Raw genomic sequence first — 25,985 nt, 5'->3', positions numbered from 1 at the left:
AATCGCAGTGGGCGCATGCGCCGGGCTTGATTTTCGCCTCCCGATCGCCCAAGAGAGGGTGCAAGGAAACCCCGGCCAAGGTGAGCTTGCGCCGGGGTTTATCATGTTGATGGCCGGAAACAGCCGGAGGCTGGACGTAAATGGCGAACGTCGTGGTGGTCGGCGCCCAGTGGGGCGACGAGGGCAAGGGCAAGATCGTCGACTGGCTCTGCGAGCAGGCCGACATCGTCGCGCGCTTCCAGGGCGGGCATAATGCAGGCCACACGCTCGTCATCGGTGATGCCGTCTACAAGCTCTCGCTGCTGCCGTCCGGCGTCGTGCGCCCGGGTAAGCTCGCCGTCATCGGCAACGGCGTCGTGCTCGACCCGCAGGCGCTCGTCGACGAGATCGATCGCCTCGCCGCCCAGGGGGTGAGCATCACGCGCGACAACCTGCGCATCGCCGACAACGCCACACTCATCCTGCCGCTGCACCGCGAGCTCGATGCGCTGCGCGAGAATTCCAACGCCGGCACGCGCATCGGCACCACGCGCCGCGGCATCGGCCCGGCCTATGAGGACAAGGTCGGCCGCCGCGCCATCCGACTGATGGATCTCGCCGACCTCGAGACGCTGCCCGCCAAGATCGAGCGCCTCCTGTCGCATCACAACGCCCTGCGCCGCGGCTTCGGCCTCGCCGAGTTCGGCGCCGAGGAAATTTTCGACGAGCTTTCCGCCGTGGCGCCGAAGGTGCTGCCCTACATGGATACGGTGTGGCGCCTCCTCGACGAGGAGCGTCGCCACGGCAGCCGCATCCTCTTCGAGGGCGCGCAGGGGGCCCTGCTCGACATCGATCATGGCACCTATCCCTTCGTCACCTCCTCGCACACGGTGGCGGGCCAGGCGGCGACCGGCACCGGCCTCGGGCCGAAGGCGGTGGGCTACGTGCTCGGCATCGCCAAGGCCTATACGACGCGGGTGGGTGAGGGGCCCTTTCCGACGGAGCTCGACGACGAGATCGGGCAGCGCATCGGCGAGCGCGGCCGCGAGTTCGGCACGGTGACGGGCCGCAAGCGCCGCTGCGGCTGGTTCGACGCCGTGCTGGTGCGCCAGACGGTGCGTACCTCGGGCATCGACGGCATCGCGCTGACGAAGCTCGACATCCTCGATGGCTTCGACGAGATCAAGGTCTGCGTCGGCTATCGCCTCGACGGCGAGGTGCTCGACCACCTGCCGGCGAGCCAGGGCGCTCAGGCGCGCGTCGAGCCGGTCTACGAGACCATCGAGGGCTGGCCGGGCACGACGGCGGGCGCGCGCTCCTGGGCCGATCTGCCGGCCCAGGCCATCAAATATGTCCGGCGCATCGAGGAGTTGATCGGCGCCCCTGTCGCGCTCCTGTCGACGAGCCCCGAGCGCGACGATACGATCCTCGTGCACAACCCCTTCGAAGGTTGACGGGCCCCACGTTTTCGGGACATTCGGGAGCCGATGGCGGACTATTATCCTTTGCTCTCGCGGGCCGTGGCCGGCCTGCCGGACAACACCCCCGAGACGCGGCGCGCGATCTACGATCGGGCGCGCGTCGTGCTGCTGCAGCAGTTGCGGGCGGTCGACCCGCCGTTGTCGGAAGCCGATATCGAGCGCGAGCAGATCGCCCTCGACGACGTCATCGCGCGGATCGAGAACGAATATGCGCCGCCTGTCTATGAGGATCCCCTGGAGCCGCGCTTCGACCAGGCGGCGGGGACGGGCGCCGGCTACGATGATGATCAGGACCCTAATGCCGGTGCGAGCCCCTATGCCGGCGAGGTTGCCCGCTATGGGCCCGGCGACTACCAGCCGGCCGAGCCGCCCGACATGCCCGGCGATCACGGGGCCGCGCCCAGGGCCGAGGACGAGCGCCCGGCGCGCCCGCGCCTGTCCCCGACGCGCAGCGGCCGCGACGGCGGCGAGCGTCGCCGCACGCTGATCGTCGCCGGTGTCCTCGCCCTTGCCATCGGTGCCATCGCCGGCACGGCCCTGTGGCTGCAGCAGGAGAAGCCCGCACCGGCGCCGGACCAGGCACAGACGGAGCCCGATGAGCCGGCGCGCGAAGGCGAGACGAAGTTCAACGACCGCATCGGGGGTCCCCCGCCCGAGCAGACCCCGCCGGCGCAGCCGCAGCAGCAGGCGACGCCGCCCGGCAGCGCGGTTGCGGTCTCGCAGCGGGCCATCCTCTACGAGGAGACCGGCGACGCCAACCAGGCGCCGCGCGCCACCGGCGGCCGTGCGGTCTGGCGCCTCGACACCGTCAACGCGGGCGAGGGGCAGCCGCTCGAGACGGTGGTGCGGGCCGAGGTCTCCGTGCCGGAGGCCGGGTTCACGCTGCATCTGACGTTCCGCCGCAACACCGACGCGACGCTGCCGGCATCCCACACGGTGGAGATGACCTTCGAGGAGACGGATCCCGATCGGGCGGTGCGCGAGGTGGGCGTGCCGCAGCTCAAGACGGACGAAGGCGCGCGCGGAACGCCGCTCGCCGGGCTGCCGGTGCCGGTGACGCCGAACTTCTTCCTGGTCGGGCTGTCCAACCTCGCGAGCGACGTGGAGCGCAACACCGAGCTGCTTCGGTCGCGGTCGTGGATGGACATTCCGCTGCGCTATGCCTCGGGCCGGCGCGCGGTGCTCGCCTTCGAGAAGGGGCTGTCGGGCGAGCAGGCGCTCGAGGCGGCCCTGCGGGCCTGGGCCGGCCAGCAATAGCAAGCGTCTCGGGGAGCGCCGGTGGCGCAATTCCCGCGACTCCCATTGGGCGGGGATGCCCGCACAACAAAACGGCGGCCCTTCGGCCGCCGTTGCTCTTCAAATGCCGTTCTGCGGGGACGTCAGGCCGGGCTCAGCGCCTGGCCGTCGCCCTTCGGGGCCTCGATGCGGGCGAGACCCTGCTTGACGGCCTCCTGCACCTTCTCGAAGGCGCGGACCTCGATCTGGCGCACGCGCTCGCGGGAGACGCCGAACTCGCTGGAGAGATCCTCGAGCGTGATCGGGTCGTCGCGCAGGCGACGCGCCTCGAAGATGCGGCGCTCGCGCTCGTTGAGCACGCCGAGCGCCTGGCGCAGGGCGACGAGCCGGTTGCGGCCCTCCTCCTCCGCCACGAGGTTCGTTTCCTGGTCGTCGCTGTCGTCGACCAGCCAGTCCTGCCATTCGCCGTCGCCGTCCTGACGCAGGGGAGCGTTGAGCGAGGTGTCGCCGCCGAGGCGGCGGTTCATCTCGACCACGTCCTGCTCGGGCACGCCGAGGCGCTTGGCGATGGCCTTGACCTGTTCCGGCCGCAAGTCGCCCTCCTCATAGGCGGAGATGCGGCCCTTGGCCTTGCGCAGGTTGAAGAACAGCTTCTTCTGGCTCGCGGTCGTGCCCATCTTCACGAGCGACCACGAACGCAGGATGTACTCTTGAATCGCGGCCTTGATCCACCACATGGCGTAGGTCGCGAGACGGAAGCCCTTGTCGGGCTCGAAGCGCTTGACGGCCTGCATGAGGCCGACGTTGCCCTCGGACACCACCTCGGCGATGGGCAGGCCGTAGCCGCGGTAGCCCATCGCGATCTTCGCGACGAGCCGCAGGTGCGACGTCACGAGCTTGTGCGCCGCATCGCGGTCGCCATGCTCCCGCCACTGCTTCGCGAGCATGAATTCCTCATCGGGCTTCAGCATCGGGAAACGGCGGATCTCTTCGAGATAGCGCGAGAGCCCGCCTTCGCTGGCGAGCGTGGGAAGCGCGCTGGTAGCCATTTTCACCTCCTTTCGGCCCCCTGACGGCAGGCCGTGCGACGGCCGCCCCCTGGCCAGCCGTCTTGAACACCCTACATCCGGGAACACCTTGTCCGGAAGAGGGCGTCCGACTGTCTCAGAACCGCAGTTTCGGTCGTTGGGTTCTTCCGGCATGTGCGCTAGCGCACACGGCGAACACCGCGCCCGCGCACTATGTGTTTGTGCGCAGCGCGGCGACGAGCCCCTGCAGGTCTGCCGGCAGCGAACTTTCGAAGCTCAGTTCCTCGCCCGTCACGGGATGGGCGAAGCCCAGCTCGGCGGCGTGCAGCGCCTGACGGGAAAGCACGCTCAACGCCAGTCGCGCCTCATCGCCAAGGAGGGCGGACTTTGTCCGAAAGCCGCTGCCGTAGGTTTCGTCGCCGAGAAGCGGATGGCCGCGATGGGCAAGATGCACCCTGATCTGGTGCGTGCGCCCCGTTTCAAGCCGGCAGCGCACGAGGCTCGCCACATCCGCCGCATTCCCGGCGGCGAAACGCTCTTCCACCATATAGTGCGTGATCGCCTCGCGTCCATGGCCGGCGCGGACGACGGCCATCTTCTCCCGGTTGTGCGGGGCGCGGTCGATCGGCGCATTGATGGTGCCGGCCAGCGGCTGCGGCACGCCCCAGACCACCGCCACATAGGCCCGGTGAAGCGGCCCGGTGCGGCCGTGGTCGGCGAACTGGGCGCTCAGCCCCTTGTGCGCCTCGTCGGTCTTCGCCACCACCATGACGCCGGACGTGTCCTTGTCGAGGCGGTGCACGATGCCGGGCCGCCGGACGCCGCCGATGCCCGAGAGGCTCGCGCCGCAATGGGCGATAAGGGCGTTGACGAGGGTGCCCGTCTCGTTGCCGGGGGCCGGGTGCACGACAAGACCCGCCGGCTTGTCGATGACGATGAGCGCGTCGTCCTCGTAGAGGACGGTGAGGGGGATATCCTCGCCGGACGGTTCCGGTGCCGCCGCGGGAGGCACGGTGACGGCGACAGGAAGGCCGGCGGCGAGCTTGCGCGACGCATTCGTCTCGGCCGTCCCTCCGACCGTGACGTGGCCGTCCTTGATGAGCTGCTGAATGCGGCTGCGCGACAGGTCCGGAAGCCTGAGGGCGAGCGCGCGGTCGAGCCGCACGCCGGCATCCTGCGCCTCGGCGGTCAAATGGATGGTTTCGCCGGCATCCGCCATCTTGTCGCTCATGAGCGCTCGTCGCCCGTCACGGCGGGGCAGTCAAGCCTTCCCCCGCGCCGTGGTCGTCCCGCGCCTGTGGAGAGCTGCGGTTTTCGACACAAAGTGCCACGAGAGGGCTTGAACAGGGGGCAAAGCACTTATATAGAAGCGGCCTCACGCGAGACGCTCCCATCGTCTAGCGGTCTAGGACGTCGCCCTCTCACGGCGAAAACAGGGGTTCGAGTCCCCTTGGGAGCGCCATTCTCGTTTACTTCCAGACACTTGCAGGCTTTTTGCCAATCGGGTTGGTCCAGCGGCCGGCCGCGACGTTCCTCGCGGCGCCGGGACGTCGATGTCGTCTGCCCGAAACGTCTCATTCGCCTGCCCGCGAGCGCCGGCCGCATGCCTGCGGAGCTACGGCTGTCATCCGAATCTGTGCAGGGTAGATCCGCAAGGCCATCGCGGCTGGGAGGGGCGGATGTACTATGCGCATTCGACGGAAGACGGGCATCGCGGCAACTGGCAGCCGCTGCGTGAGCATCTCGAAGACACGGCCGTCCGCGCAGCCGCCTATGGTGCGGCTTTCAAGGCGGGCAAGGCGGCACGGCTCGCCGCGCTTCTGCATGATCTCGGCAAATACACGCCCGGCTTTGCGGCCCGGCTCGACGGCAGCAAGGTGCCGGTCGACCACTCGACGGCGGGGGCCGCCCTCGTCCTGGCACTCGCCAAAGGCGACGACCGGCTGATCGGCGAACTCATTGCCTATGTCATCGCCGGTCACCATGCCGGCCTGCCCGACAAGCAGGGCGAAAGCCTCGCCACCTTGAGCGAGCGGCTGAAGGGCTTCTCCGATGCGTCCCTCGATCCTGTCTGGCGCGCGGAGATCGCTCCCGATGCGAGCGGCCTCGTGCCGGCCTTTCGCTGGGAGCCTCCGCCGGCGCGCGGGGCGGCGCCGGCGGAGGCGGATGCCGTCCGGGCGCGGCTCGCCTTCCAGTTCGCCTTCCTCGGCCGCATGCTCTTCTCCTGCCTCGTCGATGCCGATTTCAAGGATACGGAGGGTTTCTACTGTCGCGTCGAGGGACGACAGGTCGACCGCGCGTGGCCGGCGCTCCAGGCCATCCTGCCGGAGCTGCTGGCCCGCTACGCGCGGCGGATGGAGGCGCTCGGCAGCCGCGACACGATGGTGAACAGCGTGCGCAGCGCCGTGCTCGACCACGTGCTGAGCCGCGCCGGCGAGGCGCCCGGCCTGTTCACGCTCACCGTCCCGACGGGGGGCGGCAAGACGCTCGCCTCCCTCGGCTTCGCCCTCGATCACGCCCGGATCCACGGGCATCGCCGCATCATCTACGCCATTCCCTTCACCTCCATCATCGACCAGACGGCGGCCATCTTCCGGGAACTCCTGGGCGGGGAGGTGGTTCTCGAGCACCATTCGGCCATCGACGAGGCGCGGGCGGAGCGGGCTCCCGCCGCTGCGGCGGACAGCGAAGCGGCGAGCCGGAACAAGCTGAGGCTCGCCATGGAGGACTGGGCCGCCCCCGTCGTCGTCACCACGAATGTGCAGCTGTTCGAGAGTCTTCTTGCCGCTCGCCCGGGACGCTGCCGCAAGCTGCACAACATCGCCGGCAGCATCATCATCCTCGACGAGGCGCAGACCTTGCCGCGCCCGTTGCTGGCGCCCGCCGTGGCGGCGCTGCGGGAACTGGCCACGAACTACGGCTGCAGCATCGTGCTGTGCACGGCGACGCAGCCGGCGCTCGATGCCGGCAATTTCCCGGCCGGCCATCCCGTCGGCCTGCCGCTCGCCGGCCGGGAACTGGCGCCCGAGCCGCAGGACCTGGCCCGCAAGCTTCGGCGCGTGACGCTTCGCTTCGCCGGCAAGATGGACGATGCGGCGCTCGTCGCCGCCCTCATGGACCAGAGTCAGGGCCTCGTCGTCGTCAACAGCCGCAAGCACGCGCTCGCGCTCTATCAGGCCGGGCAGGAGGCCGGGCTCGACGGGCTGGTGCATCTGTCGACCCGGCAGCACGCCGCCGACCGGCGCGCCATTCTCGCCGATGTCCGGCAGCGGCTGAAGGACGGGCATCCTTGCCGCGTCATCGCGACATCCTTGGTGGAGGCGGGGGTCGACCTCGATTTTCCAAGGGTCTGGCGGGCCGAGGCGGGCCTGGACAACGTGGCGCAGGCGGCCGGCCGATGCAACCGCGAGGGGCGGCGGCCGGTGGACGAGAGCATCGTCACGATCTTCACCGCGCCCGACCATCCTCCGCCGCCCGAGATCAAGAGTCTGAGCGGCGATCTCGGGCGCATGGCGGACAAGCACGAGGATCTCCTGTCGCCACAGGCCATGGAGGATTTCTTCGGCGAGGTCTACTGGCGCGTCGGGCCGGAGGGCGTCGACAAGAAGAAGATCCTTGCCGATTTCCGTATGCACAGGGGCGAACACGGCCCGGAGACGATCTTCGCCTATCGCTGCGTGGCCGAGAAATTCCGCATGATCGAGAGCGGCATGGAGCCGGTGATCGTGGCGAATACGCCAGAGGCGTGGTCGATCGTGGAGAGGCTCGGCAGCGCGGCCATCCCCTCCGGCGCGCTGGCGCGGGAGCTGCAGCCCTACATCGTGCAGGTGCCGCCGAAGGCTCGTGCGCTCCTTCTCGCCAACGGCCACGTCGTTTTTCGTGCAGCGGAGCAGCGTGGCGACCAGTTCGCCGTCCTCATGACGGGGAGCCTCTACCGACCCGATATCGGCCTCATATGGGAAGACGCCGGCTATCTCGGGCTGGAGCAGTGGATGGTGTAGGTCTGTAAAAGCGCGCGCCGCTGTGTAAGGCTGGTTTGCATTGGAGTGAGTCGTCCGTTGTGGGCGTGGGTCGAAATTGGTTGGGAAGTTGCAAAGACGATTGTCCGGCGGGGACGGACAACCGTCCCGCTCGCGAGGCGGCCGATTGGGGGTGGGGCATGGGCTATGGCGTCAGATTGCACGTCGTGGGCGATTACGCCTGCTTTACGAGGCCTGAGACCAAGGTTGAACGCGTTTCCTATGACGTGATGACGCCGTCGGCGGCGCGCGGCATATTGGACGCCATCCACTGGAAGCCGGCGATCCGCTGGGTCATCGACGCCATCCATGTTTTGAAGCCGGTCCGCTTCCAGTCCATCCGCCGCAACGAGGTGGGCAGCAAGATCCCCGCCGGCACGGCGAGGGCGGCCATGAACCGGGGCAGCCTGGCGGGCCTTGCGCTCAAGGTGGAGGACAGCCGCCAGCAGCGCGCCGCCACCGTCCTCGTCGACGTCGCCTATGTCATCGAGGCCCATTTCGTGCTGACGGACAAGGCCGACGGCGACGAGAACGAGGGCAAGCATCTCGACATCTTCAACCGCCGGGCCGAGCGTGGCCAGTGCTTCCACCAGCCTTGCCTCGGCACGCGCGAGTTCGCCGCCGCCTTCTCCCTCATCGCGCCGGATGCGCCGATGCCGGCGCCCGAGCCGGAACACCGGACCGACGACCTGGGCTTCGGCCGGCCGCGCGATCTCGGCCTGATGCTGTGGGACATCGACCATCAGGCGGCGGGGCGGCCGTCGCTGTTCTTCCGCGCCCGGCTCGACAACGGCGTGATGCGCGTGCCCCGTCCCGGCTCGCCGGACATTCTGCGCTGAACCTTTCGTGGCCCGCCGCCCGTGACAGGGCGTGGGCGCAAGGATTGCGAAGGTCCCCATGAGCATTCTGGCATCCCTCGCCAAAGCCTACGACCGGCTTCCGAACGTGCCGCCCTTCGGTTTCTCGACCGAGAAGATCGGCTTCGTCATCTCGCTGAACGAGGACGGCAGCGTCGCTTCCGTCACCGATCTGCGCGACGGGACGGGGAAGAAGAAGGTGCCGCGGCTGATGCAGGTGCCGCAACCGGTGAAGCGCACCGTCGCCATCGCGCCGAATTTCCTGTGGGACAAGACCTCCTACCTGCTCGGCGTCACGGCTGGCGAAGGCAAGCGGACGGCGGACGAGCACAGGGCTTTTTGCGAGATGCATCGCGGCGCCCTGGCCGGCACCGCCGATCCCGGTCTTTTGGCTCTTCTCCGCTTTCTCGACCAGTGGTCGCCCGAGCGGTTCACTCAGCCGCTGTGGCCGGAGGAGATGAAGGATCAGAATGTCATCTTCGCGCTCGAGAGTGAGCGGCTGCAGAATATCTACCTGCACGAGCGGCCCGCCGCCCGGGCGCTGTGGGTGGACGTCGGTGCGCGAAACGGCGACACCGAGGCGGTGTGCCTCGTCACGGGCACGATGGGCCCGATCGCGCGGCTGCATCCGGCGATCAAGGGGGTGTGGGGCGCGCAATCGTCCGGCGCCTCCATCGTTTCCTTCAACCTCGATGCCTTCACCTCCTACGGCCACGAGCAGGGGGAGAACGCGCCCGTCTCCGAGGCAGCCGCCTTCAAATATGCGACGGCGCTCAACGCCTTCCTCGCCGACGACAGGCATCGCATCCAGATCGGCGATGCCTCCACGGTCTTCTGGGCGGATGCTTCGGATGCGCAGGTGGCGGAGGCGGCCGAAAGCTTCTTCAATGCCTGGTTCGCATCGCAGCCGGACGAGGGGATCGAGGCCGGAAAGGTCGGCGATGCTCTCGGGCGCATGCGCCGTGGCATCCCGTTGAAGGACATCGAGCCCAAGCTCGCCGAAGGCGTCCGTTTCTATGTGCTCGGTCTTGCCCCCAATGCGGCGCGCCTGTCCATCCGCTTCTGGCTGGAGGACGATTTCGGCCGGCTCGCCGGCAATTACGCGCGCTTCGTCTCGGACATGGCGATCGAACCGCCGCCGCGCGACGGCTATCCCCCGCTCTGGCGCTATCTCGCCGAGACGGCGGTGCTCGGCAAGCGGGAGAACGTGCCGCCCAACCTCGCCGGGGAGTGGATGCGCGCCATCCTCACCGGCACGCCCTATCCGCTGACGCTGCTCGCGACCGTGCTGATGCGCATCCGCGCGGACGGGGAGATCAATGCGCTGAGGGCCGGCATGCTGCGCGCGCTCCTCGTGCGCAATTTCAAGAGGGAAAAGGAGGCTCCCGTGGCCCTCGACATCAAAAACAAGGACCCTGCCTATCTACTTGGTCGCCTGTTCGCTGCGCTGGAGAGGATGCAAGAAGTGGCTCTCGGCACTGTGAAGGCCAGTATTCGAGACAAGTTCTACGGAGCAGCGTCGGCGACGCCGCAGCGCGTCTTTCCGCTGCTTCTGCGGCTGCATCAACACCATAGAGACAAGGCTGAAAAGGGGGATAAACCCAGGCTGGCAGGATACTTTGCCAATCAGATCGCGGAAATCATGGTTGAGCTGCCGCCGACGTTCCCTGCAACCCTCTCCCTGCTGGATCAGGGCAAGTTTGCGCTCGGCTATTACCATCAATTCTATCGCCGTAAGGCCGATCAGGACCTCGAAGAGACACTGGAGGAGGCCGCCCAATGACCGCGCTCGCCAACCGCTACGATTTCGTTCTCCTGTTCGATGTCTCCAAGGGCAATCCCAACGGTGATCCCGATGCCGGCAACCTGCCGCGCCTCGATCCCGAGACGAACCACGGGCTCGTCTCGGACGTGAGCCTGAAGCGCAAGATCCGCAACTATGTCGAGCTCGCATGCGATGGCGCGCCCGGTTGCAATATCTACGTGCAGGAAGGCGCCATCCTCAACGAACAGCACCGCAAGGCCTATGTGGCGCTGCGACCGGATGACGAGAAGGCGAAGAAGGAGGGCAAGCTCAACCCGAAGAATGACGAGGAGGCGCAGCGCCTGCGCGATTTCATGTGCCGGAACTTCTTCGACGTGCGCACCTTCGGCGCCGTGATGTCCACCGGCATCAACTGCGGCCAGGTGCGCGGGCCCGTGCAGATGACCTTCGCCCAATCGGTTGAACCCATCATGCCGCAGGAAATCTCTATCACGCGCATGGCTGCGACCAACGAGGCAGAGAAGAAGCAGCGGACGGAAGGCAGCGAAGAGGACAACGGCCGCACCGACAATCGCACCATGGGCCGCAAGCATATCGTGCCCTACGGCCTCTATCGCGCCCATGGCTTCATTTCCGCCAAACTCGCCGAGCGCACCGGCTTCGGCGAAGCCGATCTCGACCTCCTGCGCGAGGCCCTCGTCTCGATGTTCGAGCATGACCGCTCGGCCGCCCGCGGGGAGATGGCGTCGCGCAAGGTCATCGCCTTCAAGCACACGAGCGCCCTTGGCAATGCGCCGGCCCATGCCTTGTTCGACCACGTCGAGATCGGCCGCAACATCGCCGGCGAGTTCCGCAAAATCGACCGGCAGATCGACAACTATCCGCCGGCACGGGCGTTTTCGGACTATTTCGTGACAATCAACCGCGCCAACCTGCCGGAGGGCGTCGAGGTCATCGAATGGCTGTGATGCCTTATGGCTGAAGACGCGTTGCCGCAGCCGGACGAGCTGGACGCCGAGCCCATTCCGCTCTCGGCGCTCCAGCATGCCGTCTATTGCCTGCGGCAGGCGGCACTCATCCATCTGGAGCGTCTGTGGGCGGAGAACCGCTTTACGGCGGAGGGGCATGTGATGCACATCGCCTCGGACCGGCCGGACAGCCGCAAGGCGCGCGGCACGCGGCGCGAGACGGCGCTCGCCATCGCCTCGCGCCGGCTCGGCATCGCCGGCGTCGCCGACCTCGTCGAGTTCCATTCCGCTCCCGGTGGAGAGGTGCCGTATCCGGTCGAGTTCAAGCGTGGCAAGCCGAAGCTGCACCGCGCCGACGAGGTGCAGCTCTGCGCGCAGGGCCTGTGCCTCGAAGAGATGACGGGGCGACCGGTGCCGGAGGGGGCGCTGTTCTACGGCGAGACGAAGCGGCGCGTCGCGGTGCCCTTCGATGCAGACCTACGCCGGCTGACCGAGGAGACGATCGGCGAGCTGCGCCGGATCTTCCGCAGCCTCGAGACGCCGAAAGCGGTCTGGCGCGCCGAGCGTTGCCGCGCCTGTTCGCTCATCGATCTCTGCCGGCCGAAGGCGTCGTCCCGCTCCGCCCGCGCCTGGTGCGAGGGCATGCTGGCGTCGTTGCTCGACGAGCAAGGGAGTGCCGCTTGAAGAAGCTGCTCAACACCTTCTATGTCACGACGGAGGCGGCGAGCCTCAGAAAGGACGGCGAGAACCTCGTGGCGCAGATCGAGGGCACCGAGCGCGCCCGCGTGCCGCTGCACATGCTGGCCTCGGTCGTTGCCTTCGGCGCCGTCCATCTTTCCCCCGCATTGATCGGGGCCTGCGCCGCAGCCGGGATCACCATCGTCCTCCTCGAGCGCAGCGGCCGCTTTCAGGCACGCATCGAGGGCCCCGTCGCCGGCAACGTGCTGCTGCGGCGGGCGCAATACCGCGCTTCCGATACGCCGGTAGAGATCGTCCGCGGCCTCGTGCTCGGCAAGGTCGCCAACCAGCGGTCGGTGCTGATGCGGAGCTTGCGCGACTACGGCGAGGAATTCTCGCCCGGGTCCAGTGAGCGGATGAGTGCGGTGGCCGATCGCCTCGCCTATATCCTGCGCCGGGCGAGCCGGGCCGACCTCGATGCCGAGGCGCTGCGCGGTGCGGAGGGCGAGGCCGCCAGCCTTTATTTCAGCGTCTTCGATCTGCTCATTCGCTCGCCGGACGCAGCGATGCGCTTTCGCGGCCGATCGCGCCGGCCACCGCTTGACCCGATCAATGCCCTGCTGTCCTTCCTCTATACACTGCTGACCCATGACTGCCGCAGCGCGGCGGAGGCGGTGGGGCTCGATCCCGCCGTCGGCTTTCTGCATCGCGACCGGCCCGGACGGCCGAGCCTTGCCCTCGACCTCATGGAGGAACTGCGCCCTGTCCTCGTCGACCGACTGGCATTGTCGCTTGTCAATCGGCGACAGGTCCGGGCGCGTGATTTCGAAACGCGGGACGGCGGGGCGGTGTGGCTGACCGAGGAAGGGCGCAGGACCGTGCTCACCGCGTGGCAGGAGCGCAAGAAGGAGGAGCGACGCCATCCCTTCCTCGAGGAGGCCGCTCCGCTCGGCCTGGTGCCTTATCTACAGGCTCAGCTTCTGGCCCGGCACCTGCGCGGCGACCTCGATGCCTATCCGCCATGGCTGTGGACGTGAGGTGCCCATGATGGTGCTGGTGACCTATGACGTGAACACGTCGGATCAAGGCGGGGCAGGGCGGCTTCGGCGCGTGGCGCGCGCCTGCCGCGATTTCGGCCAGCGGGTGCAATATTCCGTCTTCGAGATCAACGTCGATCCGGCGCAGTGGACGCTGCTGAAAGCGCGCCTCGAAAAACTCATCGCGCCCGAGCGCGACAGCCTGCGCTATTATTACCTCGGCGCCAACTGGCAGCGACGCGTCGAACACGTCGGGGCCAAGCCGGCGACAGACCTCGAAGGCCCCCTGATCGTCTAGCCGGGAGCCGGTTTCTGCCGCGAGGCGCAGCCGCCGCGCAGGCAGGGTGCGAACCGCAAGCGTGCCGGCGATCCCCGTCCGGTTCGCACATTGGACAATTCTTTGACATTGTTGATCTCTTTCTGCCTGCGGCGCGGGCGTGCCGGCCGCCCCGCCGGCGGCGGGCCGCGTTTCGTGGTCTGCGCCCGTTTTGCTCGTTGTCGCAATCAGATAAGAACGATGGGGTCGCTCCCCGTACGGGGGGCGCGGGTTGAAACGCGAGATCGTCGCGATTCGCCCCTTCGTGGAGCCGTCGCTCCCCGTACGGGGGGCGCGGGTTGAAACCTGATCCGCTCGGCCCGCCCGGCGGCGATCGCCGCGTCGCTCCCCGTACGGGGGGCGCGGGTTGAAACCTGCATCCGGCCGACGATGCGGTGCGCGTCAATGTCGCTCCCCGTACGGGGGGCGCGGGTTGAAACGATGAAGATCACCCGGTAATCGCCAACCCGCAAGGTCGCTCCCCGTACGGGGGCGCGGGTTGAAACACCATCAGCTCCGCGACGCCCTGTCGGGCCGCGTGTCGCTCCCCGTACGGGGGGCGCGGGTTGAAACGTGCGCGGGCGGATGGACGTGGCCACCGGCGCGGCGTCGCTCCCCGTACGGGGGGCGCGGGTTGAAACCAGTACTTCGCCGCCATGAGCGAGCAGTGCCGGGAGTCGCTCCCCGTACGGGAGCGCGGGTTGAAACGCCATGTCCTCACGGATGGCGTCGATCACGTCAGCGTCGCTCCCCGTACGGGAGTGCGCGTTGAAACATGTAAGGCATGTACCAGTCTTACTGCTCGCCGCTGTGCCGCCCCGCGGGGGGCGATCGTGGCCGGACGCCCTGGCGCGCTTCGGAGCGGACATTATGGAAGTGCGCGTCAAGGCCCTTCCCGGCGAGGCGTCCGGTGGCGGCGGGGCGGGGGATCTCTCGGCTGTGCGTCTCAAGCAGAGCCGCTGCTCAGGACGATATGTGAAAAATTTTAACTAAAACTGTGCTGGATCGAAGACGTTTCGAAGCGATTTCTTTAGATTTTAATTGATTCGTTACCCGGGATGAGTAGAGTGCCCCTGCTTTTTCACTGGGGGGTACTGATGCGTGCATTTCGCACTTCGATTTCCATTCTGGCTCTCGCCGTCGCCGGCCCGGTCCTTGCGGCCGACCTGCCGTCGCGGCAGATGGCCCCGATCGTGCCCGTCGGGCCGATCTTCACCTGGACCGGCTTCTATGCCGGTGTGAACGCCGGCGGCGCGTGGGAGCATGGCTCTCTTCACGTTCGCGACGAGGATACGCTCCAGTCGATCAATGTCGGCGCGGCCCTTGGCCTGAGCGATTCCGACAGCGGCGGCTTCACCGGCGGCGCGCAGATCGGCTACAACTACCAGATCGGCCAGTTCGTCCTCGGCGCCGAGGCCGATTTCAACTACATCAACGTCAGCCGCCGCATCGCCGGCGTCGTGTCGGATTTCGAGGGTGACGGCGGTTCCGTCTTCGCCAAGGCGACGGTGGACTGGTACGGCACGGTGCGCGCACGCCTCGGCTTCACGGCGACCGAGCGCCTCCTCATCTACGCCACCGGCGGTCTCGCCTATGGCCAGGTCAAGCACCGCATGACGGTCGCGGACGATATCGGCGAGGATTCCTGGGCCGGCCGCGGCAACCACACCCAGTGGGGCTGGACGCTCGGTGCGGGCCTCGAATATGCCATCACCGACAACCTGACCCTGCGCGGCGAATATCTCTACGTCGATCTCGGCGACAAGAACACGCGGCTCGGCTACACGGGGACCGACCCGGCGCTCGCCGGCGACACCCTCACGCTCAAGAGCGACACGCAGTTCAGCGTCGTCCGCGCCGGTCTCAACTACAAGTTCTGAGCGCAAGGTCTCTCCGAGGCAGCATCACGGCCGCCTGCGCCATTGCGCAGGCGGCCGTTTTCATTTTGTCGCCCATCGGGGAAATGCCCGTTCTTATGTGGGAAATATGGATATTCTCCCGTCTGGTGTGGAATTGGGGGCTTGCGGGTGTCGCGAAATGATCAATAAGTTACGTTTTTGAGACGCTTCGGGCTGTCGCCCGCAGCGGGACGAGGAGGGGGCATTGGAGCGTATCGAGCCGGCATGGCCGCCGTCGCTGTGGGCGGCCGTGACGCCGCCGGGAGGGGACTACCCGTCGCTCGCCGGTTCGGCGACCGGCGACGTCGTCGTCATCGGCGGCGGCTTCACCGGCCTGTCGACGGCGCTCCATCTCGCCGAAAGCGGCAAGCGCGTCGTGCTCCTCGAAGCCGCCGCCCCGGGCTGGGGCGCCTCGGGCCGCAACAATGGCCAGGTCATTCCCACCCTGACGCGCCCGAACCCGGACGATATCGTCGCGAGGCACGGTGCGGAGGGCGAGCGCTTCGTCGCCCTGCTGCGCGACAGCGCGTCCGTACTGTTCGACCTGGTGCGCCGCCTCGACATCCCGGCGGAGGCGGAACAGACGGGCTGGATCCAGCCCGTGCATACACCGGGGCGCATGAAGATCGCCGAGGCGCGCGTCGCCCAGTGGCGCCGCCATGGCGCGCCGGTCGAGCTGCTCGACCGCGAGCGCGTGCGCCAGATGACCGGCTCCGAGGCCTGGCACGGCGGCTTCTGGAACCGCAGCGGCGGGCACATCAATCCGCTGGCGCTCGCGCGCGGCCTCGCCCGCGCCGCGGCGGCGCAGGGCGTGAGCATCTTCGCCGGCACGCCGGCCCTGACCTTCGCCCGCGAGGGCGGCGGCTGGCGCGTCACGACGCCGCAAGGCGAGGTGCGGACGAAGGCGCTGGTGCTCGCCACCAATGCCTATACCGGGGAATTCGCCACAGAACTCGCGCCCGCCATCGCACACGAGGTGGTGCCGGTGCTGTCGTGGCAGATGGCCACCGAGCCCCTCGGCGACAATCTGCGTGCCTCGATCATTCCCGGCCGCCAGGCCGTGTCGGACACCCACGGCGACCTCTGGTTCATGCGTTACGACGCGCGCCACCGGCTCGTGACCGGAGGGGCACTCATCGCCCCGGTGAATGGCGCGGAGCGGCTCAGGCGGCGCATCGGCGAGCGGCTCAAGCGCATCTTCCCGCAGATCGGCGAGGTGCGCTTCGACCATGTGTGGAACGGCTATATCGGCATGACGACCGACTATTTCCCGCGCTTCCACCGCCTCGGGCCGGACGCCTATGCCTGGGCCGGCTGCAACGGCCGGGCGGTGGCGCTGTCGCTCAGCATCGGCCGCGAACTGGCGCGCGCCGTCGATGGCGCGGAAGTTGCTTTGCCGTTCAGCGAGCCACGGCCCCTGCCGATGCACGGACTGTTGCGGCGCCTCGCGCCGCTCAATCTCATTCTTTATCGCTGGCGTGATGCCCGCGAGATCGCTTGAATCGGTTTGAGCCTGCAGTGGAAGAGGACGACATGGCGGACAAAGCCGACGACAACACCATCAACCTTCTGCGCCGGGCCTTCGCCATGCGCGCGGCGGCCTATGCCTACATGTTCGACACGCTGCGCGAGGAGCTGGGCGAGGAAAAGGCGCTCGAGCTCGGCATGAAGGCGACCCGCCGCATGGGCGAGGACATGGGGCGCAATTTCAAGGACTACGGCCCGGGCGACCTCAACGGGCTCAAGGACGCCTTCCTCGGCGGCATCATCGAGGGCGAGCGCATGTTCTCGCCCGAGGTGCGCCGCTGCGACGGGGAGGAGCTGGAGATCTACTTCCACCGCTGCCCGCTGAAGGAAGCCTGGCAGGAGATGGGCCGCTCCGACGAGGACGTGCACAAGCTGTGCCGCATGGCGGGCGCCATCGACACGGGCCTGTTCACCGCCGCCGGCTTCACCTTCGCCGGCGAGACATGGAAGCCGGGCGAGAGCGGCTGCTGCCGCCTCAGGGTGCTGCCGGGCAAGGCGGCCTGAGACGCCGAAGACAATCGGGGAGAGTGACTGAGATGAACAGACGTGACCTTTTGATCGGCGCGGGGCTCGCCGCGCTCGTCGCCTCGGGCGGGGCGGCGCTCGCGCAGCAGCCGGTCGTCAAGATCGGCTACCAGCTGCCGCTCACGGGCAATACGGCCCAGTACGGCCAGGACTTCAAGAACGCGGCCGAGATCGCGCTCGCCAAGTTCAACGCCTCCGGCAAGCCCTTCAAGGTGGAGATCGTCTTCGAGGATTCGCGCTCGGACGCCAAGGAAGGCATCGCCATCGCGCGCAAGTTCGTCGACGACAAGCAGATCGTCGGCGTGCTCGGCGACTTCACCTCCGGCGTGTCGATGGCCTCGGCCCAGGTCTACAAGAGCGCCGGCATGCCGCAGCTGTCGCAGACGGCCTCGCATCCGGACTATGCCAAGATCTCGGAATGGCAGTTCCGCAACATCACCACCCAGGCGCAGGAAGGCCCCTATAACGCCGACTGGATGGCGGATCAGGGCTTCAAGAAGATCGCCGTCATCGCCGAGCAGACCGACTGGGGCCAGACCGTCGTCTCCAATTTCGCCGACGAGGTGAAGACAAAGGGCGGCGAGGTGGTGTTCAGCGAGTTCTTCAACCGCGGCCTCGCCGACTTCCGCCCGATCATCACCAAGATCGCGCGCGAGAAGCCGGACGCGATCTACACCGGCTTCTTTTACGAGGACGGGGCGCAGTTCCTCAAGCAGATGAAGCAGCTCGGCCTCACCATCCCGGTCTATTCCACGTCGGCCGCCTATAACCAGAAGCTCATCGAGCTTGCCGGCGCCGATGCGGAGGGCATGCATCTGACGGCGACCTTCCTGCCGTCGAACCCGGCGCCGCAGGTGCAGGAATTCGTCGCGGCCTGGAAGGAGAAGACCGGCCAGGCGGAGCCCGGCCAGTTCCCGGCCCAGGCCTATGACGCCGTCAACATCATGCTCGCCGCGCTCGAGAAGGCCTGGCCGGAGCCGACGCGCGAGAAGGTGCGCGATGCGCTCGCCGCGACCAAGGACTTCCCCGGCGTGACCGGCGACACCACCTTCGATGCCGACCGCGAGCCGGCCAAGAAGCTGACGAAGGCCGTCGTCAAGGGCGGCCAGTTCGTCGCCGTGGCCGACTGAACTGAGCTGCGGGCCGCCGGTGCGGCGGCCCGATCCACAGCCGTCATGCCCGCGCTTGGCGCGGGCATCCATGCCTCGGACGGTCGCAGCGTCAAAGGCGTGGATGGCCGGGACGAGCCCGGCCATGACGCTCGAGAGCGTCGGTCTCGAAGACCATTGGCATGAGTCCTGCGGCCTCTCCGGCCCCAACCTCCTGGCCCCAACCTCCCGGTCCCGATGGATTATTACCTGCAGCAGCTCGCCATCGGCCTTTCCCTCGGCATGGTCTATGCCCTGATGGCCATCGGCTTCACGCTGATCTTCGGCGTGCTCAACGTCGTCAACTTCGCCCATGGCGAGGTCTACACGATCGGCGCCTTTGCCGGGCTCGTGGTCATCTCGGCCTTCGCGCCGCCGCTCATCGTCGTGCTGCTCATCGTGGTGGCGGTGGGGGCGCTCGCGGGCGTCGGGCTGGAGCGCATAGCCTTCAAGCCGTTCCGGCGCTTCAGCGACGAGGCCTCGCTCAAGTCGCGCGCCATGCGCGAGGCGACGCTGATGTCGTCGCTCGCGGTGTCCATCGTCGTGCGGGAGGCGGTCGAGATCGGCTTCGGCTCGCAGTTCCAGACCGTGCCGCTCGACCGGCTGCTCAACAGCCCGATCAGCCTCGGCCCGGTCACCATCGTCTCGGGCGACGTCATCATCTTCGTGGTGGCGGCGCTGATGCTGGGCGGGCTGCAATATGTCCTCAAGCGGACCAATGTCGGGCTGTCGATCCGCGCCGTGTCGAGCAATCCGCTCGGTGCCAAATATGTCGGCATCAACACCGACCGCACCATCATCTGGACCTTTGCCGTGGGCTCGATGATGGGGGCGGCGGCCGGCATCCTCGTCGGGCTCTACTACGGCGCCATCTTCCCGAGCATGGGCTTCATCCCCGGCATCAAGGCCTTCGTCGCCATGGTCATGGGCGGGCTCTCGTCCATCCCCGGCGCGGTCATCTGCGCGCTCATCCTCGGCTTCAGCGAGAGCATCGCGACCATCTTCGTGCCCTCCGTCTGGGCCGACATGGTGGCCTACGGCTTCCTCATCGTGACGCTCATCTTCTTCCCGCGCGGCATCTTCGGCGGAGCTCGCGACCGTGTCTGACCGTCTGCGCCCCCTTCTCGTCGTCGCGGCCGTGCTCGTCCTCGTCCTCGGGGTCGTGCCGGCGGTGCTCGGCGCCCTCGACCGCAGCTATCTCTACCAGGTGGCCAATCTCGCGCTCATCTTCGTGCTGCTCGCGGCCTCCATGCATCTTGTCACCGGCGTCGCGGGGCTCCTGCAGCTCGGCCATGCCGCCTTCTACGGCGTCGGCGCCTATACGGCGGCGCTGCTCGCCACGGACGCCGGCCTCTCCTTCGGCTGGACCCTGCCGCTCGCAGGGCTCGGCGCCGCCTTCGTCGCCGTCCTCGTGGCGCTGCCAACCATGCGGCTGGTCTCGATCTATTTCGCCGTGGCGACGCTCGGCATCGGGCAGATGCTCTATCTCGTCATGCTCAACTGGGTGCCGGTGACGAAGGGGCCGAACGGCATCCTCATCACCAGCGGCCTCATGCTCTTCGGCTACGACCTGTCGCGGCCGGCCTCCGCCTATTTCGTCGTGGCCGTCGTCACGCTCGTCTCGCTGTGGGTGATCCATCGCCTGTCGCATTCCTATTACGGCAACGCGCTGCGCTCGCTGCGAGAGGACGACCAGTGCGCGGATGCCATGGGGCTCGACACCGTGCGGCTGAAGATCGAGAGCTTCGCCGTTTCCGGCTTCTTCGCCGGCATCGCCGGGGCGCTGTGGGCGCACACGGCCGGCTATATCTCGCCGGCCGATTTCTCCTTCCCGCAATCGATCCTCATCCTGGCGATGGTGGTCGTCGGCGGGCTCGGCAGCCTGCCCGGGGCGGTCATCGGGGCGCTCGTCCTCATCCTCCTGCCGGAGGTGCTCAGGCCGGTTGGCGACTTCCGCAACATCATCGTCGGCGGCGTGCTGTTCTTCTCCATCCTGCTGATGCCCAAGGGCATCATCGGCGAGGTCTCGGCGCTCGACCTCGTGCGCCGGCAGCTCGGCGGCGCCTGGCGCGGCGAAGGCACGAAGGCGGGCTCGGAGGTGGGCTGGCGATGACGACGCTTCTCACCATCAATGGCGCGACGCGCCGCTTCGGCGGCCTCACCGCGGTCGACAGCGTCTCGACCACTGTCGCCAAGGGCGAACTCGTCGGCGTCATCGGCCCGAACGGCGCCGGCAAGACGACGCTGTTCAACCTCATCTCGGGCTTCACGCCGCTCTCGGCGGGCGAGGTGCATTTCAAGGGCCGGCGCATCGACGGCCAGAAGCCCTTCCGCATCGCCCGGCTCGGCATCGGCCGCACCTTCCAGAACCTGCGCATCTTCCCGAACATGAGCGTCTTCGACAACGTCTCGATCGGGGCGGCGGGGATGCTCGGCGTCAACGCGGCGGGGGCGGTGTTCGGCGGCAAGGCGCGGAGCGAGGCCATCTCAAGGCGCGCCTGGGCGGCGCTGGAGCAGGTGGGCCTTCAGGACCTTGCGGGGGAACTCGCCGCCAACATCTCCTACGGCCGGCGCAAGTATCTCGAGATCGCCCGTGCGCTCGCCATGGAGCCGGAGCTGATCATCCTCGACGAGCCGGCGGCCGGTCTCAACGATACCGAGACGCGGGAGCTCGCCGCCTTCATCAAGCGCCTGCACGGCGAGGGCATGACGGTGCTCCTCGTCGAGCACGACATGGGCCTCGTCATGGGCATCTGCGAGCGAGTGGTGGTGCTCGCCACCGGGCGCAAGATCGCCGATGCCGCGCCCGAGGTGGTGCGCAAGGACCCGGCCGTGCTCGAAGCCTATCTCGGCGTGGAGGAATAGGGCCATGGCGCTTCTCGAAGTCCGCGACCTCCACGTGTCCATGGGCGTGCAGGAGATCCTGCACGGCATCGACATCGACCTCGGCGAAGGCGAGATCGTCGCCATGCTAGGCGCTAACGGCGTCGGCAAGACGACGCTGATGCGCGCGCTGTCGGGCATCTACCGCGTCAGGGGTGGGACGATCACGCTCGCCGGCGAGGACATCACCAACGCCCCCTCGCACGCCATCGTGGCGCGCGGCCTCTGCCAGGCGCCCGAGGGGCGGCAGATCTTCGCCACCATGAGCGTGCGCGAGAACCTCGTCCTCGGCGGTGGCCCGCAGGGCCTTGCCCGCCTCGACGAAGTGCTGCCGCTCTTCCCCATCCTCGGCGAGCGCATGGGGCAGGCGGCGGGCTCGCTCTCGGGCGGCGAGCAGCAGATGCTGTGCATCGCCCGCGCGCTGATGCGCAGCCCCAGGGTGCTGCTCCTGGACGAGCCGTCGCTCGGCCTTGCGCCCAAGCTCGTCAAGCTTATCTTCGATCTCGTCGCGCGGATCCGCGAGCAGGGCGTGTCGATCCTGATCGTCGAGCAGAATGCGCGCGGGGCGCTCAGGGTCGCCGACAGGGCCGCGGTGATGGAGGGCGGGCGCGTCGTCCTTGCCGGGCCGGCGGCCGAGCTCGCCAGCGACCCGCGCATCGTCGAGGCCTATCTCGGCGGGCATGTCGCCGGGTAGAGGAGAGGGTGATGGCTTCAGCCAGGGATACGACAGCCAAGGAGACCGCGGCGCCCCCGCCGATGCCGATGATCGAGCGCCGGCGCATCGAGGCGGAGATCCTCAAGCATGTCTACGAGACGCTGAAGGAGAGCCACGGCATCGCGGTGGCGCAGAAGGCGGTGGCGGATGCGGTGCGCCGCTCCTCCATCGAGCAGGGCGCGCGATTCGCCGCCATGCAGAACGGCGAAACCTCCATCGAGGGCTTTGCCGCGCTGCAGCCGCTGTGGACCATGGAGAACGCGCTCGAGATCGACGTGATCGAGAAGACCGAGACGACCTTCGCCTTCAACGTCACCCGCTGCCGCTATGCGGAGATGTACCAGCAGATGGGCCTCGGCGAGATCGGCCACCTGCTGTCGTGCCAGCGGGACGGCACCTTCTGCGAGGGCTATGACGACAAGCTCAAGCTCGCCCGCTCGCAGACCATCATGCAGGGCGCGAGCCACTGCGATTTTCGCTATACATACGAAAAGGCCGAAGGCTGAGAGATGTCGGCCTTTCCGCCGCGTTGCCTGACAGAATAATGACAGTCGTGCGCTTTGCCGGCTGAGTTAAGCTTTGTGGATATGAAATAAAACTGTCAGACACAGGGCGTAGCAACCTCCCCGCATGAGGGCCGGCCGCCTGGCCCGCCAGCATCAGGGAGTTGCGGAATGTCCTTCGTCAGCAAGCTGCAGATGTCTGCGGCCGCGGGTGCGCTCGTCGCCGCCTTCGCCGTTTCGCCGGCCGCCGCCGAGCGCGCCAGGTTCGAGTTCTGGTATGGCCTTACGGGCGACCTCGGCGAGCGCGTGCAGGAAACCTGCAAGCGTTTCAACGATTCGCAGCAGGAGTTCGAGGCCGTCTGCGTCGGCCAGGGCGGCTATCCCAACGCGGTGCAGAACGCCATCGCCGCCTATCGCGCCGGCAAGCAGCCCACCGTCGTGCAGGTCTATGACGGCGGCACGCTCGACCTCATGCTCTCCGGCGCCTATGTGCCGGCGCGCAAGCTGATGGCGGACAACGGCTACGAGGTGAAGTGGGACGACTACTTCTCCGGCATCGCCAATTACTACGCGACGGCAAAGGGCGAGCTCCTGTCCTTCCCCTACAATTCCTCGACGGCGATGCTCTACTGGAACAGGGATGCCTTCGCCAAGATCGGCCGCGACAAGGCCCCCGCCACCTGGGAAGAGGTGGAAGAGGTGGCGCGTGAACTGAAGAAGGCCGGCTACGACTGCCCGCTCGGCTTCAACTTCGACACCTGGCAGATCCTGGAGCAGTTCTCGGCCATCCATGGCGAGCCGATCGCCACCAAGAACAACGGCTATGACGGGCTCGACGCCGAGGTCGTGTTCAACAAGACGAAGTTCGTCGACCACGTGAAGTTCTTCAAGCGCATGGCGGACGAGGGCGTCTTCACCGTGCGCACGAAGGAGGCGGGCATGGACATCGTCCCGTCCTTCGCCTCCGGCGCCTGCCAGATGATCCAGACCTCGATCGCCGACCACGGCACCATCGGCAAGACGGCCGCCCCCAACATGAAGTGGGACGTCGCCATGCTGCCGGTGTGGAACGGCACCGAGCGCAAGAACTCGCTCGTCGGCGGCGCCTCGCTGTGGGTCCTCGCCGGCAAATCGGAGCCGGAATACAAGGGCGCCGCGGCTTTCCTGAAGTTCATCGGCACGCCGGAATCGGCCGAGTGGTGGTCGACGGTCACCGGCTACATCCCGGTCACCAACTCCGGCTTCGAGGCCATGAAGGCCAAGGGCTTCTATGACAAGGCGCCCTACAAGGGCCGCGAGCTCGCCATCGAGAGCCTGACCTTCACGCCCACGACGCCGATCACCCGCGGCATCCGCCTCGGCGGCTTCATGCAGATCCGCAAGGAGGTGACGGACGCGCTGCAGGGCATCTTCGCCGGCAAGGTCGGCGTCGAGGAAGCGCTGAACGAGGCCGCCGAGCGCTCCAACGCCGTGCTGCGCCGCTTCGAGAAGACCTACGCGGGCAAGAGCCTCCTCTGAGGCCAGCCGAACGGCCGCGGCGCCCATGCGGCGCCGCGGTCCCCCGCGTCGAGCCTCCGGAGCGAACCCGATGGAAAAGCGCGCCGTCTTCAGGGCCGGCAGCCTCGCCTACCTGCTCATCCTGCCGCAGCTGCTGCTCGTCTTCGTCTTCTTCTACTGGCCGACGGGCGCCGCGCTCTACTGGGCCTTCACGCTGGAGATGCCCTGGGGCGGCGGCAACCAGTGGGTCGGCCTCGAGAACTTCACTGCCGTGCTCAAGGACGGCAAATACTGGTCGTCGGTCGTGGCGAGCTGCGTCTTCGCCTTCGCGGCGACGGCACTGGCGCTCGCCCAGGCGCTGGTCCTCGCCCTTTTCGTCGACCGGCAGCTGCGCGGCTCCAAGGGCTTCCGCTCCTTCTACGTCTGGCCCTATGCGGTGGCGGCGCCGGCGGTGAGCCTCGCCTTCCGCTTCATCTTCGCGCCCGAGACGGGGCTCGTCGCCTTCGTCAACCAGTGGTGGCCGGGCCTGTGGAACCCGTCGATCAACGGCGCGCAGGCGATGGTGCTCGTCGTCCTGTGCTTCGCGTGGAAGTGGATCGGCTACAATTTCATCTTCCTGCTCGCGGCGCTGCAGTCGATCCCGCGGGCGCTGATGGAGGCGAGCGCCATGGACGGCGCCGGGCCGCTCAGGCGCATGCTCGACATTCAGCTGCCGCTGCTGACGCCGACCTTCTTCTTCCTGCTCGTCATCAACCTCACCGAGAGCTTCGTCGGGCCGGACAGCTTCGGCATCGTCGACATCCTCACCGAGGGCGGGCCGGCCAACGCCACCAACCTCCTCGTCTACAAGATCTATTCCGACGGCTTCAAAGGCCTCGACTATTCGGGCGCCGCGGCCCAGAGCATCATCCTCATGCTGCTCGTCATGGTGCTCACCTTCATCCAGTTCCGCTGGGTGGAGCGGCGCGTGCACTACAAGTGAGGCGGGCGAGATGATCGAGCGCACCCCCATCTTCAATGCCGTCACCTACGCCATCATGCTCGGCGGGCTCCTCGTGGTGCTGCTGCCGGTGTGGATGGCCTTCACGGCGGCGACGCAGACCGTCGAGGCGGTCAACCGCATCCCCTTCAGCTTCGCCCTCGGCGGCGAGCTTCTTACCAATCTCGGCGCGGCCTGGCAGCGGGGCGACTTCGGCACGAAGCTCGCCAACAGTTTCATCCTCGCGGCCGGCGTCACCCTGGGCAAGGTGATGATCGCGGCGCTCAGCGCCTTCTCGATCGTCTATTTCAACTACCGCCTCAGGATGATCTTCTTCTGGGTCATCTTCGTCACGCTGATGTTGCCGCTCGAGGTGCGCATCGTGCCGACCTATGCGGTGGCGGCCAACGCGCTCGCGCCGCTGCAGGCGATCCTCGACGTCACCGGCATCAGCGCGCTCATCGCCGTCCTGTCCGGCGTCGAGCTGTCTCTGCAGTGGAACCTGCTCAACTCCTATGTCGGGCTCATCCTGCCGCTGGTCGCCACCGCCACCGGCACCTTCCTCTACCGCCAGTTCTTCATGACGGTGCCGGACGAGCTCGCCGAGGCGGCGAAGATGGACGGGGCAGGGGCCTTCCGCTTCTTCGTCGAGATCCTGATGCCGCTGTCGCGCACCAACATGCTGGCGCTCGCCACCATCATGTTCGTCTACGCCTGGAACCAGTACCTGTGGCCGCTGCTCGTCACCACGGACCGGGGCACCTACGGCACCGCCATCATCGAGCTCAAGCAGATGGTGCCCAACCCCTATGGCGGCCTGCCGGACTGGAACGTCGCCATGGCGGCGGCGCTCATCGTCATGCTGCCGCCGGTCGTGGTCGTGGCGCTGATGCAGCGCTGGTTCGTGCGCGGCCTCATCGCCACCGAGAAGTGACGGAGCTCAAGG

Annotated in this window: 23 protein-coding genes, 1 tRNA gene and 1 CRISPR repeat array; of the genes, 22 read left to right on the top strand and 2 right to left on the bottom strand. The window is 67.6% G+C overall.

Features of this window, described 5'->3' with window-relative positions; all coding sequences use genetic code 11:
• Positions 1 to 140 precede the first annotated feature (140 nt).
• Together AL346_RS02940 and AL346_RS02935 are read left to right on the top strand one after the other, a co-directional pair.
• The gene (locus AL346_RS02940) at positions 141 to 1,433 is read left to right on the top strand and encodes an adenylosuccinate synthase (RefSeq protein ID WP_019404001.1); all 1,293 of its coding nucleotides are present in this window, start codon (positions 141 to 143) and stop codon (positions 1,431 to 1,433) included.
• 33 nt (positions 1,434 to 1,466) lie between these two features.
• Complete coding sequence (locus tag AL346_RS02935; protein WP_053193247.1) at positions 1,467 to 2,717, top strand: hypothetical protein; 1,251 nt, start codon at positions 1,467 to 1,469, stop codon at positions 2,715 to 2,717.
• Positions 2,718 to 2,839: 122 nt separating this feature from the next.
• On the opposite strand, the gene rpoH is transcribed toward AL346_RS02935, so the two are convergent.
• Both rpoH and AL346_RS02925 read right to left on the bottom strand, forming a co-directional pair.
• Complete coding sequence (rpoH, locus tag AL346_RS02930; protein ID WP_019403920.1) at positions 2,840 to 3,745, bottom strand: RNA polymerase sigma factor RpoH; 906 nt, start codon at positions 3,743 to 3,745, stop codon at positions 2,840 to 2,842.
• Between the two features lie 190 nt (positions 3,746 to 3,935).
• Positions 3,936 to 4,955 (bottom strand): RluA family pseudouridine synthase, encoded by a 1,020-nt coding sequence (locus AL346_RS02925; RefSeq protein ID WP_019403921.1) that lies wholly within the window; start codon positions 4,953 to 4,955, stop codon positions 3,936 to 3,938.
• Between the two features lie 155 nt (positions 4,956 to 5,110).
• On the opposite strand from AL346_RS02925, the gene AL346_RS02920 reads away from it, so the two are divergent.
• The 20 genes from AL346_RS02920 (at position 5,111) to AL346_RS02825 (ending at position 25,973) form a co-directional block, all read left to right on the top strand.
• A tRNA-Glu gene (locus AL346_RS02920) sits at positions 5,111 to 5,186 on the top strand.
• Between the two features lie 217 nt (positions 5,187 to 5,403).
• Positions 5,404 to 7,725 (top strand): CRISPR-associated helicase/endonuclease Cas3, encoded by a 2,322-nt coding sequence (locus tag AL346_RS02915; RefSeq protein ID WP_019403922.1) that lies wholly within the window; start codon positions 5,404 to 5,406, stop codon positions 7,723 to 7,725.
• 158 nt (positions 7,726 to 7,883) lie between these two features.
• The gene (gene cas5c, locus AL346_RS02910; RefSeq protein ID WP_019403923.1) at positions 7,884 to 8,582 is read left to right on the top strand and encodes a type I-C CRISPR-associated protein Cas5c; all 699 of its coding nucleotides are present in this window, start codon (positions 7,884 to 7,886) and stop codon (positions 8,580 to 8,582) included.
• 58 nt (positions 8,583 to 8,640) lie between these two features.
• A complete protein-coding gene (gene cas8c / locus AL346_RS02905) occupies positions 8,641 to 10,383 on the top strand; it encodes a type I-C CRISPR-associated protein Cas8c/Csd1 (RefSeq protein ID WP_019403924.1) in 1,743 nt (580 codons plus the stop codon).
• The gene (gene cas7c, locus AL346_RS02900) at positions 10,380 to 11,333 is read left to right on the top strand and encodes a type I-C CRISPR-associated protein Cas7/Csd2 (protein ID WP_019403925.1); all 954 of its coding nucleotides are present in this window, start codon (positions 10,380 to 10,382) and stop codon (positions 11,331 to 11,333) included. Before cas8c ends, cas7c begins: the two co-directional genes overlap by 4 nt.
• Before the next feature lie 6 nt (positions 11,334 to 11,339).
• Positions 11,340 to 12,017: a CRISPR-associated protein Cas4 gene (gene cas4, locus AL346_RS02895; protein WP_026015435.1), complete on the top strand. Its 678-nt coding sequence runs from the start codon at positions 11,340 to 11,342 to the stop codon at positions 12,015 to 12,017.
• Positions 12,014 to 13,048, top strand: coding sequence for a type I-C CRISPR-associated endonuclease Cas1c (gene cas1c / locus AL346_RS02890; protein WP_053193242.1), 1,035 nt, complete (start codon positions 12,014 to 12,016; stop codon positions 13,046 to 13,048). The genes cas4 and cas1c overlap by 4 nt, the downstream gene beginning before the upstream one ends.
• 7 nt (positions 13,049 to 13,055) lie before the next feature.
• Positions 13,056 to 13,346: a CRISPR-associated endonuclease Cas2 gene (gene cas2 / locus AL346_RS02885; protein ID WP_019403929.1), complete on the top strand. Its 291-nt coding sequence runs from the start codon at positions 13,056 to 13,058 to the stop codon at positions 13,344 to 13,346.
• Positions 13,347 to 13,570: 224 nt separating this feature from the next.
• Positions 13,571 to 14,126: direct repeats of the CRISPR family, unit length 19 nt; unit sequence GTCGCTCCCCGTACGGGGG.
• A gap of 335 nt (positions 14,127 to 14,461) precedes the next feature.
• Positions 14,462 to 15,244 carry an outer membrane protein gene (locus tag AL346_RS02880; protein WP_019403930.1) on the top strand — a complete coding sequence of 261 codons (783 nt, stop codon included), beginning with the start codon at positions 14,462 to 14,464 and terminating at the stop codon, positions 15,242 to 15,244.
• 223 nt (positions 15,245 to 15,467) lie between these two features.
• Positions 15,468 to 16,763 (top strand): FAD-binding oxidoreductase, encoded by a 1,296-nt coding sequence (locus tag AL346_RS02875; RefSeq protein ID WP_019403931.1) that lies wholly within the window; start codon positions 15,468 to 15,470, stop codon positions 16,761 to 16,763.
• 32 nt (positions 16,764 to 16,795) lie between these two features.
• The gene (locus AL346_RS02870) at positions 16,796 to 17,293 is read left to right on the top strand and encodes an L-2-amino-thiazoline-4-carboxylic acid hydrolase (protein ID WP_019403932.1); all 498 of its coding nucleotides are present in this window, start codon (positions 16,796 to 16,798) and stop codon (positions 17,291 to 17,293) included.
• A gap of 32 nt (positions 17,294 to 17,325) precedes the next feature.
• A complete protein-coding gene (locus tag AL346_RS02865; RefSeq protein WP_040405291.1) occupies positions 17,326 to 18,444 on the top strand; it encodes an ABC transporter substrate-binding protein in 1,119 nt (372 codons plus the stop codon).
• Between the two features lie 216 nt (positions 18,445 to 18,660).
• Positions 18,661 to 19,569 carry a branched-chain amino acid ABC transporter permease gene (locus tag AL346_RS02860; protein ID WP_019403934.1) on the top strand — a complete coding sequence of 303 codons (909 nt, stop codon included), beginning with the start codon at positions 18,661 to 18,663 and terminating at the stop codon, positions 19,567 to 19,569.
• Positions 19,562 to 20,575 carry a branched-chain amino acid ABC transporter permease gene (locus AL346_RS02855; protein ID WP_019403935.1) on the top strand — a complete coding sequence of 338 codons (1,014 nt, stop codon included), beginning with the start codon at positions 19,562 to 19,564 and terminating at the stop codon, positions 20,573 to 20,575. Before AL346_RS02860 ends, AL346_RS02855 begins: the two co-directional genes overlap by 8 nt.
• Positions 20,572 to 21,327, top strand: a complete 756-nt coding sequence (locus AL346_RS02850) for an ABC transporter ATP-binding protein (protein WP_019403936.1) — start codon at positions 20,572 to 20,574, stop codon at positions 21,325 to 21,327. Before AL346_RS02855 ends, AL346_RS02850 begins: the two co-directional genes overlap by 4 nt.
• 4 nt (positions 21,328 to 21,331) lie before the next feature.
• Positions 21,332 to 22,039 (top strand): ABC transporter ATP-binding protein, encoded by a 708-nt coding sequence (locus tag AL346_RS02845; RefSeq protein WP_019403937.1) that lies wholly within the window; start codon positions 21,332 to 21,334, stop codon positions 22,037 to 22,039.
• An 11-nt stretch (positions 22,040 to 22,050) separates the two neighbouring features.
• Complete coding sequence (locus AL346_RS02840) at positions 22,051 to 22,566, top strand: L-2-amino-thiazoline-4-carboxylic acid hydrolase (RefSeq protein WP_245258939.1); 516 nt, start codon at positions 22,051 to 22,053, stop codon at positions 22,564 to 22,566.
• 168 nt (positions 22,567 to 22,734) lie between these two features.
• Positions 22,735 to 24,081, top strand: a complete 1,347-nt coding sequence (locus AL346_RS02835; RefSeq protein WP_053193231.1) for an extracellular solute-binding protein — start codon at positions 22,735 to 22,737, stop codon at positions 24,079 to 24,081.
• 70 nt (positions 24,082 to 24,151) lie between these two features.
• On the top strand, positions 24,152 to 25,042 hold the full coding sequence (locus AL346_RS02830; protein WP_019403940.1) for an ABC transporter permease subunit: 891 nt from the start codon (positions 24,152 to 24,154) through the stop codon (positions 25,040 to 25,042).
• A 10-nt stretch (positions 25,043 to 25,052) separates the two neighbouring features.
• Positions 25,053 to 25,973, top strand: coding sequence for an ABC transporter permease subunit (locus AL346_RS02825; RefSeq protein ID WP_019403941.1), 921 nt, complete (start codon positions 25,053 to 25,055; stop codon positions 25,971 to 25,973).
• Positions 25,974 to 25,985: the final 12 nt, after the last annotated feature.

This window comes from Chelatococcus sp. CO-6 (assembly GCF_001271345.1).
GTDB classification, from domain to species: Bacteria; Pseudomonadota; Alphaproteobacteria; order Rhizobiales; family Beijerinckiaceae; genus Chelatococcus_A; species Chelatococcus_A caeni.
Note: the sequence above shows the minus strand (reverse complement) of the source record. Positions and strands in the feature narration are given on the sequence as shown.